The 15,202-nt window shown below is 69.6% G+C and carries 10 protein-coding genes; 8 read left to right on the top strand and 2 right to left on the bottom strand.

Annotated elements, in window-relative coordinates; all coding sequences use genetic code 11:
- Nucleotides 1-4 precede the first annotated feature (4 nt).
- Entirely contained in the window at nucleotides 5-3,553 is a 3,549-nt protein-coding gene (locus tag ACVCL9_RS09895) for an ATP-binding protein (RefSeq protein ID WP_447098259.1), read from the top strand.
- A gap of 105 nt (nucleotides 3,554-3,658) precedes the next feature.
- Here ACVCL9_RS09895 and ACVCL9_RS09890 read toward each other — a convergent pair whose 3' ends face one another.
- Both ACVCL9_RS09890 and ACVCL9_RS09885 read right to left on the bottom strand, forming a co-directional pair.
- Nucleotides 3,659-4,081 (bottom strand): DNA polymerase III subunit chi, encoded by a 423-nt coding sequence (locus ACVCL9_RS09890; RefSeq protein ID WP_395119959.1) that lies wholly within the window; start codon nucleotides 4,079-4,081, stop codon nucleotides 3,659-3,661.
- Between the two features lie 93 nt (nucleotides 4,082-4,174).
- Complete coding sequence (locus ACVCL9_RS09885) at nucleotides 4,175-5,659, bottom strand: leucyl aminopeptidase (RefSeq protein ID WP_447098260.1); 1,485 nt, start codon at nucleotides 5,657-5,659, stop codon at nucleotides 4,175-4,177.
- Nucleotides 5,660-5,922: 263 nt separating this feature from the next.
- Here ACVCL9_RS09885 and lptF point away from each other — a divergent pair, with 263 nt between their 5' ends.
- The 7 genes from lptF to ACVCL9_RS09850 all read left to right on the top strand — a co-directional run bounded on the left by lptF (nucleotide 5,923) and on the right by ACVCL9_RS09850 (nucleotide 15,200).
- On the top strand, nucleotides 5,923-7,032 hold the full coding sequence (lptF, locus tag ACVCL9_RS09880; protein ID WP_395119957.1) for an LPS export ABC transporter permease LptF: 1,110 nt from the start codon (nucleotides 5,923-5,925) through the stop codon (nucleotides 7,030-7,032).
- Nucleotides 7,032-8,132 (top strand): LPS export ABC transporter permease LptG, encoded by a 1,101-nt coding sequence (gene lptG / locus ACVCL9_RS09875; RefSeq protein WP_447098261.1) that lies wholly within the window; start codon nucleotides 7,032-7,034, stop codon nucleotides 8,130-8,132. Before lptF ends, lptG begins: the two co-directional genes overlap by 1 nt.
- Nucleotides 8,133-8,202: 70 nt before the next feature.
- The gene (gene ltaE, locus ACVCL9_RS09870) at nucleotides 8,203-9,222 is read left to right on the top strand and encodes a low-specificity L-threonine aldolase (protein WP_447098262.1); all 1,020 of its coding nucleotides are present in this window, start codon (nucleotides 8,203-8,205) and stop codon (nucleotides 9,220-9,222) included.
- A 41-nt stretch (nucleotides 9,223-9,263) separates the two neighbouring features.
- Nucleotides 9,264-10,349: a hypothetical protein gene (locus tag ACVCL9_RS09865; RefSeq protein ID WP_447098263.1), complete on the top strand. Its 1,086-nt coding sequence runs from the start codon at nucleotides 9,264-9,266 to the stop codon at nucleotides 10,347-10,349.
- A gap of 140 nt (nucleotides 10,350-10,489) precedes the next feature.
- Nucleotides 10,490-12,304, top strand: coding sequence for a DNA helicase RecQ (gene recQ, locus ACVCL9_RS09860; RefSeq protein WP_447098264.1), 1,815 nt, complete (start codon nucleotides 10,490-10,492; stop codon nucleotides 12,302-12,304).
- Between the two features lie 262 nt (nucleotides 12,305-12,566).
- Nucleotides 12,567-13,988, top strand: coding sequence for a sugar porter family MFS transporter (locus ACVCL9_RS09855; RefSeq protein WP_447098265.1), 1,422 nt, complete (start codon nucleotides 12,567-12,569; stop codon nucleotides 13,986-13,988).
- Between the two features lie 189 nt (nucleotides 13,989-14,177).
- Nucleotides 14,178-15,200, top strand: coding sequence for a LacI family DNA-binding transcriptional regulator (locus ACVCL9_RS09850; RefSeq protein WP_395119950.1), 1,023 nt, complete (start codon nucleotides 14,178-14,180; stop codon nucleotides 15,198-15,200).
- Nucleotides 15,201-15,202 lie beyond the last annotated feature (2 nt).

The raw sequence follows: 15,202 nt of genomic DNA, 5'->3' as shown, positions 1-15,202 counted from the left end.
CTGAATGTTTTCGGCAGCCTTGCTGACCCTGGCCCTCGGGCTGGCCCTGCCCGTCGCGGGCATGCCGGCCATCCCGACGGCCGCGAGTCGGGCCGATCCGCTGCCGACGCCGCAGTTTCGCCGCTACGACACCTCGGATGGCTTGCCCAGCACCAATGTCTACGCCGTGGTGCAGGATCGCAAGGGCGCGATCTGGTTCGGCACCAAGGGTGGCCTGGCGCGTTTCGACGGCGTCGGCTTCAAGGTGTTCCGGCATGCGGAGAACGACCCGGGCTCGCTGTACGCCAACGGCATTGCCACGCTGACGGTCGATCGCCGCGGACGCCTGTGGGCCGCTGGCCTCAACGCCGGCCTGAACCGCTACGACGAGGCCAGCGGCAGCTTCCGCCACTGGGGGCACGATCAGGCCGACCCGGCCAGCCTGTCCAGCGACCGGGTCTGGGCCATCGCGCAAACACCGGACGGCAGCTTGTGGATAGGCAGCGCCGGCGGGCTCGACCGCATGCACCCGGACGAGCGCGGCTTCGAGCACGTGGTCGATCCGCAGCTTGGTGCCACGCCAGCCGCGGTCGGCACCGTTGCCGCACTGTATGTGGACGGGCGCGGCCGATTGTGGATCGGCAGCAGCCACGGCGTATTCGTGCGCGAGGCGGACGGCGCGATCCGCCGCATACCGTCGGCCGAGCCGCAGCGGACCATCGACGCGTGGCGGATCGACGGCAGCGGCGACGAGGTGCGGCTTGCCGCCACCGACGGCCTGTGGATCGTCGGCGCCGACGGCGTGGCACGCCGCTTCGGCGCCGGCGTGATTCCCGCCACCAACGTGATGAGCAGCGTGCGCGACGCCGCCGGCCGCCTGTGGGTCGGCACGCAGAAGGGCCTGTTCCTGCAGGCGCGCCCGGGCGGGCCGGTGACCGCGGTGGCCGACCAGCCGGTGCTCTACGGCAACTTGCCCGGTACCTGGGTATGGCAGCTGATGGTCGACCGCGAAGGCGGCATGTGGGCGGCGCTGTACGACGGCGGCGTGGCGTACCTGGGGCCGGGCTGGAACCGCTTCAGCCGCTTCACCCACACGCCGGACGATCCGTCCAGCCTGCGCGACGCGATCGCCACCACCATGGCGCGCGGCAAGGACGGTCGCCACGTGTGGGTGGGCCAGCGCGGCGGCCGGGTCGACCGGCTCGATCCGGTGACCGGCGCGGTCGAGCACGCGATATCGGGACTGCGCGGCGACGTGGTCGGCATGACCGAGGACGCGAGCAACCGCTTGTGGGTGGTGGTGCAGGGCGCGCTGTACCGCGACACCGACGGGCGACTCGACCGGGTCGACCCGGCCGGCGCGATGCTGCAGCGGCCGCTGGAGGTCGAGTCCGGGCCGGATGGCCAGATGTATGCGCGCACCTTCGGCCAGGGCTTGTTCCGCATCGACCCGGAGACGCTGGCGGTCCAGCCGGTGCCGATGGACGGCTCCAGCGACAAGGTGCGCTGGGGCAGCCAGATGACGCTGCATGACGGCGTCTTCTGGTACGCCAGCGACGGCGGCATGATGTGGCTGGACACGACCCGGGGCCGCTTCGTGATGGTGCCGGGCGGGCCGGCAGGACAATCCGTCGACGCCTTCGATTTCACCGCCGACGGACTGTGGATGGCCAATGCCGACGGGCTGGTCCACTACCGCCGCGGCGGCGACGGCATCGTGGCGGACCGCCGGATCGACGCGGTGCATGGCTGGCCGTCGGTCAACGTCACCGACCTGCGCGTCGATGCCGCCGGCCGGGTCTGGGTGTTTGGCCACGACGGCCTGTGGCGGTTCGAGCCGGACACCGGCACGTTCCGTTCGTTCGGCCTGCAGGATGGCCTGACCAACGGCGAGTTCTTCCGCGGCTACGCGCGGATGCCCAGCGGCTACATCTACGCCGCCACCCTGGGCGGCGTGGTGGCGTTCAACCCGGACCGGAGCAACCGGCAGACCAGCGTGCCGCAGATGGCGCTCACCCAGGCCAGGGTGCGCCACCGCGGCGCCGCCCAAGTACTGCCGATCGGCACGCAGCCGCTGCACATGGACTGGCACGACAGCCAGCTCGCGATCGAGGCGCGGGTGTTCTCCTATGTCGCGCCGGCTGCCAACCGCTACCGTTTCCGGCTGTACGGCTTCGACAGCGACTGGGTGGACACCGGCAGCCGCGGCGAGCGCGATTTCAGCGGCCTCGGCGCAGGCGACTACACGCTGGACGTGATGGCCGCGGGCGCGAATGGCCGATGGGTGCACCTGGCCACGCCGCTGCGCATCCAGGTCGAGGCGCCGCCGTGGCTGCGCTGGTGGGCGTGGGCCATCTACGTGCTGCTGGTGGCGGCGCTGGTGGCTCTGATCCTGCATGCCTGGCGCCGTCGCCTGGCGCAGCGCCACAAGATCCAGCTGGCCGAGCAGCAGCGGCAGATGGCCGAGGCGGCGAGCGCGGCGAAGACGCAGTTCCTGGCCACCCTGAGCCATGAAATACGCACGCCGATGACCGGCGTGATGGGCATGGCCGAGCTGCTGTTGAGCACGCCGCTGAACCGGCAGCAGCACGACTACACGCAGGCGATGCAACGCTCCGGCGGCATGCTGCTGAAGCTGCTCAACGACGCGCTCGACCTGGCCCGCATCGAGGCCGGCCGGCTGGAGCTGGAGCCGGCGCCGTTCAGCCCGCGCCAGTTGCTGGAGGACGTGGCGCAGCTGGAGCAGGGCCTGGCCCACGCCAAGGGCATCCGCTTCGAGCTGGCACTGGCCGACGATCTGCCGGCACAACTGCTCGGCGACGCGGTGCGGATCAAGCAGATCCTGCTGAATCTGGCCAACAATGCCTTGAAGTTCACCGAGCACGGCAGCGTCTCGCTGAGCGCGCAGCGCACCGCCGACGGTTTGCAGTTCGGCATCAGCGACACCGGGCCGGGCATTCCCGAGGCGAGCCAGGCGCGCTTGTTCCAGCGCTTCGAGCAGGCCGACGGCCCGCAGCGTGCGGCGGGCAGCGGCCTGGGCCTGGCGATCTGCCGGGAGCTGGTGGACATGATGGGCGGCAGCATCGAGCTGGAATCGCGCGTGGGCCACGGCAGCACCTTCCGCGTGCGCCTGCCGCTGGCCGAGCCGCCGGTCGAAGCGCCGACGCCGACTCGCGCCGCCCGCAGCTACCGCTTGCTGCTGGTGGAGGACGACACCATCGTGGCGGTGGTGATCCGGGGCCTGCTGGAGCGCGAGGGCCACGCGGTGGTGCACGTGGTCAACGGGCTGGCCGCACTGTCCGAACTGGCACACGTGAGTTTCGACGCCGTGCTGCTGGACCTGGACCTGCCCGGCGTCGACGGCTTCCAGATCGCGCGGCTGATCCGCCAGCGCGAACCGGACGCCCGCCACGTGCCGATCATTGCGGTCACCGCCCGCTCCGGCGGCCGCGACGAGGCGCGCGCCCGCGAAGCGGGCATGGACGGCTTCCTGCGCAAGCCGGTCAGCGGCGAGCAATTGGCGGCGGCACTGGCGCGTGCACTGGCGACGCCGGCCGAAGCGCCCCCGGCCTGACGGTGGCGCGGTGCGAGCACGCTGGCGGGCGATGCATTCGAGCCGAAAATCGGGAACAGGGAACGGGCATTCGCGGGAGCCAGAGCATCGCCCGCGAGCGGGCTCCTACTGGTCGCTCTTGTGGAGTTCGAAACCGCGTCGCTGGTACTCGCGCCAGCGTTCGCGCGAGCCGTCGCGGGCATCGGGGTCGGCGGGTACCACTTCGAGCACCCGTTCGCACGGCTGGTCGGGGCAGCGGTCGCGCAGGTTGATCAGCAGCGGGCGGTCGGGAGTGTCGACGCCGGGCGGTACGATCAGCACGGCGGTGAATTCGTCGTCGTCGTCGCCGGCCAGCTGGTGCGGGATCATCGCGTCGTCGTCGAACGCCCACAGCAGTTCGTCGATTTCGTGGGCCTGCTCGTGGTCGCGCGCCAGGATCAGCGTCGGCTGCTGCGCCGCGTAGGCCTTTTTCGCCAGCTCGCACACCAGCAGCAGCGGCTGCTCGATGAAGCGTGGCTTGTTGGCGATCAGGTAGAAGTCGGCGCGCATCAGGCTGGGAATGGGGAATGGGGAATGGGGAATAGTAAAGGCAACGCCGCCGTTGCGGCTGCCAGCTCTTCCTATTCCCCATTCCCCATTTCCTTATTCCCGATCCAGCAGCCACTGCGCCAGCAACGCCACCGGGCGGCCGGTGGCGAGGCCCTTGCGGCCGTCTTCCCAGGCGGTGCCGGCGATGTCGAGGTGGGCCCAGCGCTGGCCGTCGGTGAAGCGCGAGAGGAAACAGCCGGCGGTGATCGCGCCGGCGGTCTTGCCGCCGATGTTGGCGACGTCGGCGAAACCCGATTCCAGTTGCACCTGGTAGTCGTCCCACAGCGGCAGGCGCCAGGCGCGATCGAGGGTTTCCTCGCCGGCGGCGAGCAGCTCGGCGGCGAGGTCGTCGTGCTTGCTCATCAGGCCGCTGGCATGCTTGCCCAGGGCGACCACGCAGGCGCCGGTGAGGGTGGCGGCGTCGACGATGGTGTGCGGCTGGTAGGTCTTCGCCGTCCAGGTCAGCGCATCGCACAGGATCAGCCGGCCTTCGGCATCGGTATTGAGCACCTCGATGGTGAGGCCGGAGAGGCTGGTGAGCACGTCGCTGGGACGGTAGCTGTCGCCGCCGGGCATGTTCTCCACGCTCGGCACCACGCACACGAGGTTGCGCTTCAGGCCCATCTTCACCGCGGCCACGAACGCGCCCATCACGCCGGCGGCGCCGCCCATGTCGAACTTCATGTCCTCCATGCCGGGGCCGGGCTTGAGGCTGAGGCCGCCGGAGTCGAAGGTGACGCCCTTGCCGACCAAGGCATACGGCTTGTCGTCCGGATCGCCGCCCTTGTATTCCAGCGCGATCAGCCGCGGCTTGTTGGCCGACCCGCGCGCCACGGCGAGCAGCGAGCCGAAACCCAGCTCGGCCATCTGCGCTTCGTCCAGCACCTGGCAGTTGACCTTGTCGTGCAGGTCGGCGAAGGCCTGGGCCTGGGCAGCGATGTAGGCGGGGTTGCAGATGTTCGGCGGCAGGTTGGCCAGCTCGCGTGCGAAGCGCACGCCTTCGGCAATGGCGGTGGCCTGCTCCAGCGCGGCGTGTGCCTCGTCGCCCGCGGCGAAGGCGAGCGTGGCCAGTTCCGCCGGCTTGGCCTTGTCGCGCGGCTTGAAGGTGGCGGTGTAGCGGTAGGCGGCGAAATCGCTGGCCAGCGCCGCCACGCGCACGCGCCAGGCGGCGTCGCGGCCGGGTACGTCCACGTCGGTGAGATAGGACACCGCCGCGTTCAACGGCAACCGGCCGAGCGCACGCGCGGCTTCGATGTGGATCTTCTGGAAGCGCGCGCCGTCGAACGATTTCTGCGCACCCAGGCCGACCACCATCACGCGTTTGGCGGCGATGCCCGGCGGGGCGAACAGCACGCTGGTGCTGCCGGCCTTGCCGCTGATGTCGCCGCTTTCGAGTTGCTGGCGGATCAACCCGCCGGTGGCGCGATCCACCGCTTCGGCGGCGTTGCCCAGCACCGCCTGCTCGTACACGCCGACCACGATGCACGGGCTGTCGACGGCAGTGGCGGCAGTGTTGGTCAGGCTGAACTGGAGAGTCATCGGATGCGTTCCCGTGTGGGCCCGGTCGTGGCCGGACAGGCTAGACTTGCGGTTCGCCGCCCCTGGGAGCGTGGGCGGCAGAAATCTTCCGGGCTGCAAAAGCGGCTGCGCGGTCCGTATTTCCGCCGATTCTTGACCCATGGAACCACCATGGGCCGGCGAACCGTCGAAAACCCGTCCTCGCGCATCCACATTTTTCGCCTCGGAAGTTTCTGCCGCCCACGCTCCCGGGGTGTCACCGCACAAGCCATCAAGTTTATCGCATGCTGAGCATCCTCGACCGCTACTTCCTGCGTGAGCTGGCGCAGACCGTCGCCGCCACCGTGGTGGTCCTGCTGGTGATCGTGGCCGGCAGCGCGTTCGCCAAGGTGTTGCAGCAGGTGGCCAGCGGCAGCTTTCCGGCCAGCGTGATGTTTCAGGTGCTGGGGCTGCGCACGCTCGACGGCCTGACCAACCTGATGCCGCTGGCGAGTTTCATCGGCGTGCTGATGGGGCTGGGCCGCATGTACCGCGAGAGCGAGATGCACGTGCTGTCGTCCTCCGGCATGGGTCCGGCGGGCCTGCTGCGTCCGGTCGCGGTGCTGGCCGCGGTGCTGGTGGCGATCACCCTGGTGGTGGCGTTGTGGCTGGGTCCGTGGGCGGTACGCACCAGCGATGCGCTGGTGGCCGCGGCCAACCGTTCGGTGATCGCCGCCGGCCTCGACGCCGGGCGCTTCACCAGCCTGCCCGCCCAGGGCGGCATCATCTTCGTCGACAGCCTGAGCCGTGACGGCACACGACTGGGCCGCACCTTCGTCGCGACCCAGCGCAACAGCAAGGAAGGCGGGGCCCACCTGAAAGTGGTCAGCGCGGCCAGCGGCCAGCTGTACCAGGAGAGCGACGGCGAGGGCCGTTTCATCGCCTTCAAGGATGGCTGGCAATACGACATCCCGCTGGGTGCCGACAATTGGCGCCAGATGCAGTACCGGCAGAACGACACGTCGCTGTCCAGCGTGCAGGCCGACGAGGATGAGGATCCCGCGCACTCCAAGACCAGCTGGGCGCTGTTCCAGTCCGACAATCCGGAGGATCGCGCCGAGTTCGCCTGGCGCAGCAATGCGGCGCCGCTGACCCTGGTGCTGGTGCTGCTGGCGTTGCCGCTGGCGCGGCAGAGTCCGCGCGAGCCGAAGTACGGCCGGCTGCTGCTGGCGATGCTGGCGTTCTATCTCTACTACCTGCTGCTGGCGCTGGGGCGCGCGCAGATCGGCAAGGATCACTGGCACAGCCAGGCGCCGCTGTGGGGCCTGCACCTGCTCGCGCTGGGGCTGGCCGGCTGGTTGCTGTGGAAACAGTATTCCCCGCGGCGCGTGCGCACGGCGGCGAGTGCCGCGTGATGGGCATATTCAGCATCAAGCGGGTGGATCGGCTGGTGGCGCTCAGCGTGCTCGGCTCGCTGCTGACGGTGTGGCTGGTGCTCACCGGCTTCGATGCGGTGACCCAGTTCCTGCGCCAACTGGGCAACGTGGGCAAGCACGGCTACACGGTGACCGATGCGACGGTCTACGTGCTGGTGACGTTCCCGCGCCGCGCCTACGAGATGTTCGGCAACGCCGCGCTGATCGGCGGCCTGCTCGGCCTCGGCGGCCTGGCCGGCAGTGGCGAACTCACCGCCTTGCGCGCGGCCGGCCTGTCGCGATTGCGCATCGCCGGCTCGGCGGCAGGCGTGGTGGCGGTGCTGATCGTGGGGGTGGTGATCCTGGGCGAAACCGTCGCGCCGTGGGGCGACCAGCAGGCGCAGGCGATGCAGTTGCGCGTGCGCTCGGGCAACCTGGGCCTGGGCGACGGCAGCGGGTTGTGGGCGCGCGACGGCAACGACATCATCAACGCACGCGGCACCTCGCTCAAGGAGCACGACGGGGTCAGCGAGGTGCAACTGAGCGACGTGCGCGTGTTCACCTTCACGCCTGACGGTCAGCTCAAGCGCTTCCGCCTGGCGCAGAGCGCCACGCACGACGGCCACCAATGGATCCTGCACGGCGTGCGCAGCACCACGCTGGATGAGCAGGGCACGCATTCCACCACCACCGCCAACGAGTCGTGGCCGTCGAGCCTCAACCCGCAGGTGCTGGCGCAATCCGTGGTGCAACCGCAATACCTGTCGATGCGCGACCTGCGCCGCAACATGAGTTACCTGGAGAGCAACGGCGAGAGCCCGGGCAGCTACGCGGTGGCGTTCTGGGGCCGCGCGCTGTATCCGCTCAACGTGCTGGTGCTGGTGCTGTGCGCGATGCCGTTCGCGTTCGGCACACTGCGTTCCGGCGGCCTGGGAAAGCGCCTGTTCATCGGCATGTTGCTGGCGATCGGCTGGTATTTCATGCAGCAGGCGATGGTGAATTTTGGCACCGTCTACGGCCTGCCGCCATTCCTCGCCAACCTGCTGCCGGCGATGCTGTTGGCGTGCATTGCCTGGCTGTATTTCAGGCGCAGGGTGTGATTGAGCAGGGAATGGGGAATAGGGAATAGGGAATGGCAAGAACCAACGGCAACGGTAGCGGGAGGGTGTGATGGATGGGGTGGATCTGCGCAGCGATACGGTGACGCGGCCGACGGCGGCGATGCGCGAGGCGATGCTGGCGGCGGCGGTGGGTGACGACGTCTATGGCGAGGACCCGACGGTCAACGCGCTGCAGCAGCGGCTGGCCGACGACCTCGGCTTCGATGCCGGACTGTTCGTGCCCAGCGGCACCCAGTCCAACCTGCTGGCCTTGCTGGCGCACTGCGAGCGCGGCGACGAGTACCTGGTCGGCATGGATGCGCACACCTACAAGTTCGAGGGCGGCGGCGCGGCGGTGCTGGGCTCGATCCAGCCGCAGCCGATCGTGCAGGACGAGGATGGCAGCCTGCCGCTGGTGCGGATCGAGGCGGCGATCAAGCCGGTCGACCCGCACTTCGCACGCACCCGCCTGCTGGCGCTGGAGAACACCTGGCATGGCCGCCCGCTGCCGCTGGATTACCTGCGCGCCGCGCACGACACGGCGCGCGCGCACGGGCTGGGCCTGCACCTGGACGGCGCGCGGCTGTTCAACGCCGCGGTGGCCTGCGGCGTGCCGGCGCGCGATCTCGCGCGGCATTTCGATACCGTCTCGATCTGCCTGTCCAAGGGTCTGGGCGCGCCGGTGGGCTCGGTGCTGCTCGGCTCGCATGCGCTGATCGACAAGGCGCGCCGCTGGCGCAAGGTCTGTGGCGGCGGCTGGCGCCAGGCGGGCATGCTGGCCGCGGCGGGGATGCACGCGCTGGATCATCACGTGGCGCGGCTGGCCGACGACCACCGGCGCGCGGCCTACCTCGCCGGTCGCCTGCGCGAGATCGCCGGCATCGACCTGCTAGGTCAGCACACCAACATGGTCTTCGTCGACGTGCCGGCCACGCGCCTGCGCGAACTGGACGTCCATCTGCGCGGGGCCGGCATCCGCATCAGCATCGGCTACCTGCCGACCTTGCGGCTGGTGACGCATCTGGACGTCGACGACGACGGCATCGAGCGCACGGCGGCGGCGTTTGCGGCATTCTTCAAGTCGCATTGAACGCCGGCGGCCCGCGCGCAACCACGACAAGGATTTCTCCGGTGACCAACACGCATTCCCTGCTGCTCGCGCTGACCTGTCTGGCGATGACCGGTTGTCTCCCCGAGGCCCCCTCGACCGGCCTCGCGCAGGCGCCCGCGGCGACCGCTTCCGTTGCGGCGCGGACGCCAATCGTGGCGAGCGGTCCGGCGCCGCAGCCTGCCGCGCCGGTGTCGGCGCCGACCAAGCCATTCGCATTTGCTGCCGATGCCGCGTCGGCCACTGCGGGCTGCGCGTTCACCGGCCTGCAGTTGCCGCCGTCGACCAGGATCTACGCCGCCGGTGCCTACGGCGGCAGTCGGCAGGATTTCCAGATCGACCAGAGCGGGCACGAGGCCACTGCCATGCGAGTGGCGGTCAACCAGCCGGATGCGCCGGTGGTACTGATGCTGGGTGCCTACGAACCCACCGTGTGGAGCGTCGGCTGGACGCCGGGCACGCGCATTCTGGCGGTGCTGGTGAGCGGCTATCACCGGCAGGAGATCACCGGCCTGCCCGCCGACGTGCCGGTGCGGACAAGCACGTACGACAACAGGAGCCGCTGCGAATATTTCTACGTGGCGCCAAAAAATGCCGGCAAGCTCAACCCGATCGCACGCCGCATGTTTGGCCGTCCGGTCGACATGCTGTATCCCGCCCAGGGCGGCGAGGTGGTGGTCGGATCACCGCTGCCGGCAGGCAGCGCGCTGGTCACCGATGGAAGCGCCAGGCCGGCCTCCGCGTTCCGCTTGCCGAACAGCTCGCTGGCCGGGCCGGCGGGGCTGGAGCAGGGCGTGCGCGACGGTTTTCTGCGCGAAGCGGACGCTTCCGACGGTGCGGCGTGGATCGCTGCCCGACGCGCCCGGCAGCACGCTCCGGTCGATGCGCCGCCGATTGCCGGCGGCGCCCCGGCACCGCGCATGCCCTCGATGTTCCGCGCCTACGTGGTGCTGAAGGCGTACACCTTGCCGGCCGGATTGTACGGCGCGAATTCGGCCACCTTCTTCGTGCCCAAGGGCGTACCGCGGCCCACCGGAAAACTCGGTCACTCGACCCTGTACGACTTCAACACGGTCAGTTGCGCCGGGGTTGGCTGCGGTATGGAGTGAGCTTCGCGACGCAGGCCGTGCGGCAAACGCCGACACCCACGGCGCACGAACGCAGCTTGATCTTTCCGGCATCCGCGCGCGCTCCGGGCCTACACCGACGGCGCCCGACCCCGCCGTCCCCATTTGCTAGCATTCGGCCAATGCATTCCGCCGCCCTCGACATCCTGCGCAACATCTTCGGCTACCCCAGTTTCCGGGGCCAGCAACAAGCCATCGTCGAGCACCTGGGCGAGGGCGGCGACGCGCTGGTGCTGATGCCGACCGGCGGCGGCAAGTCGCTGTGCTACCAGATTCCCGCGCTGCTGCGGCAGGGCACGGCGATCGTGGTGTCGCCGCTGATCGCGCTGATGCAGGACCAGGTCGACGCCTTGCGCGAGGCGGGTGTGGCGGCGGCGTATCTCAACTCCAGCCTGGCCGCGGACGCGCAGCGCGAGGTGGAGAAGCAACTGCTGGCCGGCCAACTGAACCTGCTCTACGTGGCGCCGGAGCGGCTGCTGACGGCGCGCTTCCTCGACCTGCTCGAACGCACCGAGGTGGCGTTGTTCGCCATCGACGAGGCGCACTGCGTGTCGCAGTGGGGTCACGATTTCCGCCCCGAATATCGCGAGCTGGCGATCCTGCCGCAGCGCTTTCCTGCCGTGCCGCGCATCGCGCTCACCGCCACCGCCGACCCGCGCACGCGCGAGGAGATCGTCGAGCGGCTGGCGCTTCAGGACGCCCGTCAGTTCATCTCCAGCTTCGATCGCCCGAACATCGGCTATCGCGTGGGCTTGCGCCACAACGCGAAGCGCCAGCTGGGGGAATTCCTGCTCGGGCACGAGGGCGAGTCCGGCATCGTCTACTGCCTCAGTCGGCGCAAGGTGGACGACACCGCGCAGTGGCTGGCCGAATCGGGCATCGAGGCGTTGCCGTATCACGCCGGCCTCGACGCGGCCACGCGCTCGAAGAATCAGCAGCGCTTCCTGCGCGAGGACGGCGTGGTGATGGTGGCCACGGTGGCGTTCGGCATGGGCATCGACAAGCCCGACGTGCGCTTCGTGGCGCACCTGGACCTGCCGCGCAGCATCGAGGGCTACTACCAGGAAACCGGCCGCGCCGGCCGCGATGGCTTGCCAGCCGAGGCGTGGATGATCTACGGCTTGTCCGACGTGGTGACGATGAGCCAGATGATCGCGCAGTCCGAATCGGCCGACGACCGCAAGCGCGTCGAGCGGCAGAAGCTGGAATCGCTCCTCGCCTACGCCGAGGCCACCGACTGCCGCCGCCAGCTGCTGCTGGGCGCGTTCGGCGAAACCTATCCCGGCCCCTGCGGCCATTGCGACAACTGCGTGGCGCCGCCGAAGACCTGGGACGCCACCGTGGTGGCGCAGAAGGCCCTGTCGGCGGTGTACCGCACCGGCCAGCGCTTCGGCTCCGGCCACGTCATCGACGTGCTGCGCGGCGAGGAGACCGAGCGCGTGCTCGGTCTAGACCACCATCGCCTGAGCACCTTCGGCGTCGGCGCCGACATGGACGAGAAACAGTGGCGCTCGGTGTTCCGCCAGTTGCTCGCCGCCGGCCTGCTGGAGGCCGACGCCGAGGGCTACGGCACCTTGCGCCTGACCACCGCCAGCCGCGCCGTGCTCGGCGGCGAGCGGACGGTGCGGCTGCGCGAGGACGCCCGTCCCGAACGCGCCGGCCGGCGCAAGCGCGAAGCCAGTCGCGTGGCCAGCGGCAGCCTGGGCATCGAGGCCTACGAGCAATCCACCTGGGATGCGCTGCGTGCCCTGCGCACGCAACTGGCGAAGCAGCAGGGCGTGCCGCCCTACGTGGTATTCCACGACGCCACCTTGCTGGCGATGCTGCGCGCGATGCCCGCCAACGAGGACGAACTGGCCACCATCAGCGGCGTCGGTGAGTCCAAGCTCAAACGCTATGGGCGCGATTTCCTCGCGGTGATCAATTCTCCCCAGTGATTCGGCGCCTGGATGCGGGCGTGCGTCCGGTACGCGCGCCGACGGTCATCCCGGGTGGTTCCCAGGGTGAAACGGGCGGGTTATGCTGGACGTGTTTGACAGCGCTGTCATACTGCAACCACGGGACGACCGTAATCGTTTACCGGCCCGTGGGGCAAGGTGATGGCGGGCTGACGGCGCTGCATACGTATTCAACCGGACAGCGCGATGCGTGCACCGCAGAATCGGGGGCACGGCGACCTGTCATGACCTGGGGAAGGCAATGAGTTCGACGAGCGCGACAGATGGGCTGGGCCAGCACGCCACGCTGCGGGTGATCCTGATCTCGGCTGCCGCCGCCCTGGGCGGCTTCCTGTTCGGTTTCGACACGGCGGTGATCAACGGCGCGGTCGACGCGATCCGCGCCCATTTCGGGCTGAACGCGGGCGAGATCGGCATCACCGTGTCCTGCGCGCTGCTCGGTTCGGCGTTGGGGGCGTGGTACGCCGGCATGCTGGCCAACCGCTTCGGCCGCGTGCGCACGATGCAGGTGGCCGCGGTGCTGCTGGTGGCTGCCGCCGCCGGTTCGGGCCTGGCGATGGCGGTGTGGGACCTGGTCCTGTGGCGGCTGGTCGGCGGCATCGGCGTGGGCGTGGCTTCGGTGATCGCGCCGACCTACATCGCCGAGGTGGCGCCGGCGCGGATTCGTGGGCGGCTCGGCTCGATGCAGCAATTGGCGATCGTGCTGGGCATCTTCGCCGCGCTGCTGAGCGATGCATGGCTGGCCGGTGCGGCCGGCGGCGCAGCCGAGGTGCTGTGGCTGGGCCTGCCGGCGTGGCGCTGGATGTTCCTCGCCGCGGTCACCCCGGCGCTGATCTACGGCCTGCTGGTGCTGGGCGTGCCCGAGTCGCCGCGCCACCTGGTGGCCAAGGGCCGCCTGGCCGATGCGCGGGTGGTGCTGCAGAAGGTGCTGTCGATGCACAGCACCGCGGCGCTGGACAAGAAACTCGGCGACATCGAGGCCAGCCTGCGCTCGGAACACAAGCCGCGCCTGCGCGACCTGTGCAGCAAGGGCACGGGTTTGCTGCCGGTGGTCTGGATCGGCATCGCGTTGTCGGTGTTCCAGCAGTTCGTCGGCATCAACGTGATCTTCTACTACTCGGCCACCCTGTGGCACTCGGTGGGCTTCAGCGAGGCCGACTCGTTCACCATCACCGTGGTCACCTCGATCGTCAACGTGCTGGTCACGCTGGTGGCGATCGCGCTGGTCGACAAGATCGGGCGCAAGCCGCTGCTGGTGGTCGGCTCGGCCGGCATGGCGATCACCCTCGGGATAATGGCGTGGTGCTTCTCGCAGGCCGTCGGCAGCGGCGCCGAGCTGACCTTGCCCGGCGCGGTCGGCATGGTGGCGCTGGTCGCGGCGAACGCCTACGTGGTGTTCTTCGGCGTGAGCTGGGGGCCGGTGGTGTGGGTGTTGCTCGGCGAAATGTTCCCCAACCGCATCCGTGCCACCGCGCTGGCGGTGGCCGCCTCCGCGCAGTGGCTGGCCAATTTCGCCATCACCAGCACTTTCCCGGCACTGGCCGAACTGGGCCTGACCTTTGCCTACGGCCTGTACGCGGCGTTCGCCGTGCTGTCGCTGGTGTTCGTGTTGCGCGCGGTACGCGAGACCAAGGGCGTGGAACTGGAGGACATGCAGGCATGAGGATCATGGAGCACGGCTTCAGCGGCGGTACCGGCGCGCGGCCGCCGGCCAGCGCCTGCCTCGGCGTGGAAGCGCGCCGGGCGGTCTACGACGCGCGGCGCGCAAAGCAGCTACGATGCGGCAACGGCGATGGCCCGGCCACGGTTCATCGCGCGCGATTGAACGAGATGCTGACGGATCGGGTCGCGGATGAAGGGCAAGGCCACATCGATCGACATTGCACACCTGGCCGGAGTGTCCCAGGCCACGGTCTCGCGCGCCCTGTGCGGCAGCCCGCTGGTCAATGAGGAAACCCGGCGGCGCGTGCAGGCCGCCGCCGAGCAGCTCAACTACAAGCTCGACAAGAACGCCTCGAACCTGCGCCGGATGCATACCGGCACGCTGGCGCTGCTGTTCTTCGAGGACCCGACTGCCGACGAGTCGCACATCAACCCGTTCTTCCTGTCGATGCTCGGCTCGATCACCCGCGCCTGCGCCCTGCAGGGCCACGACCTGCTGATCTCGTTCCAGCAGCTGTCCGACGACTGGCACGCCGACTTCGCCGACAGCAAGAAGGCCGATGGGCTGATCCTGCTCGGCTACGGCGACTACCTCGCCTACCGCGACAAGCTGGAAAAGCTCGTCGCGCAGGGCACCCGCTTCGTGCGCTGGGGCGCGGTGCTGCCGGACCAGCCCGGGGTGTCGTTCGGCAGCGACAACGTCTACGGCGGGCGGCAGGTGGCCGAGCACCTGCTCGAACGCGGCTGCCGGCGCATCGCCTTCCTCGGCGACGCCTCCAGCCATTACCCGGAGTTCTTCGGCCGTTACAACGGCTACGTCGACGCACTCACCGCCGCCGGCGTCGAGGTCGACCCCGCGCTGCAGGAGAACGCCGAGAGCACCGAACACTCCGGCTACGAGGCCATGCGCCGGCTGATCCTGCAGGAAGCCGGCTTCGATGCCGTGTTCGCCGCCAGCGACCTCATCGCGATCGGCGCCATGCGCGCGCTCAGCGACCACGGGCTGCGCGTGCCGCAGGACGTCGCCCTGGCCGGCTTCGACGACATCGCCACCGCCAGCTTCGTCAACCCGCCGTTGACCACCGTGCTGCAGGACACCGGCCAGGCCGGCGCGGTCCTGGTCGACAGCCTGCTCGGCCTGATCCGCGGCGAATCGGTGGAGAGCGAGGTGCTGCCGGTGAAGCTGATGGTGCGCAAGTCCAGCTTGCGCTGAGC

This window comes from Rhodanobacter sp. UC4438_H5, from assembly GCF_052978405.1.
Note: the sequence above shows the minus strand (reverse complement) of the source record. Positions and strands in the feature narration are given on the sequence as shown.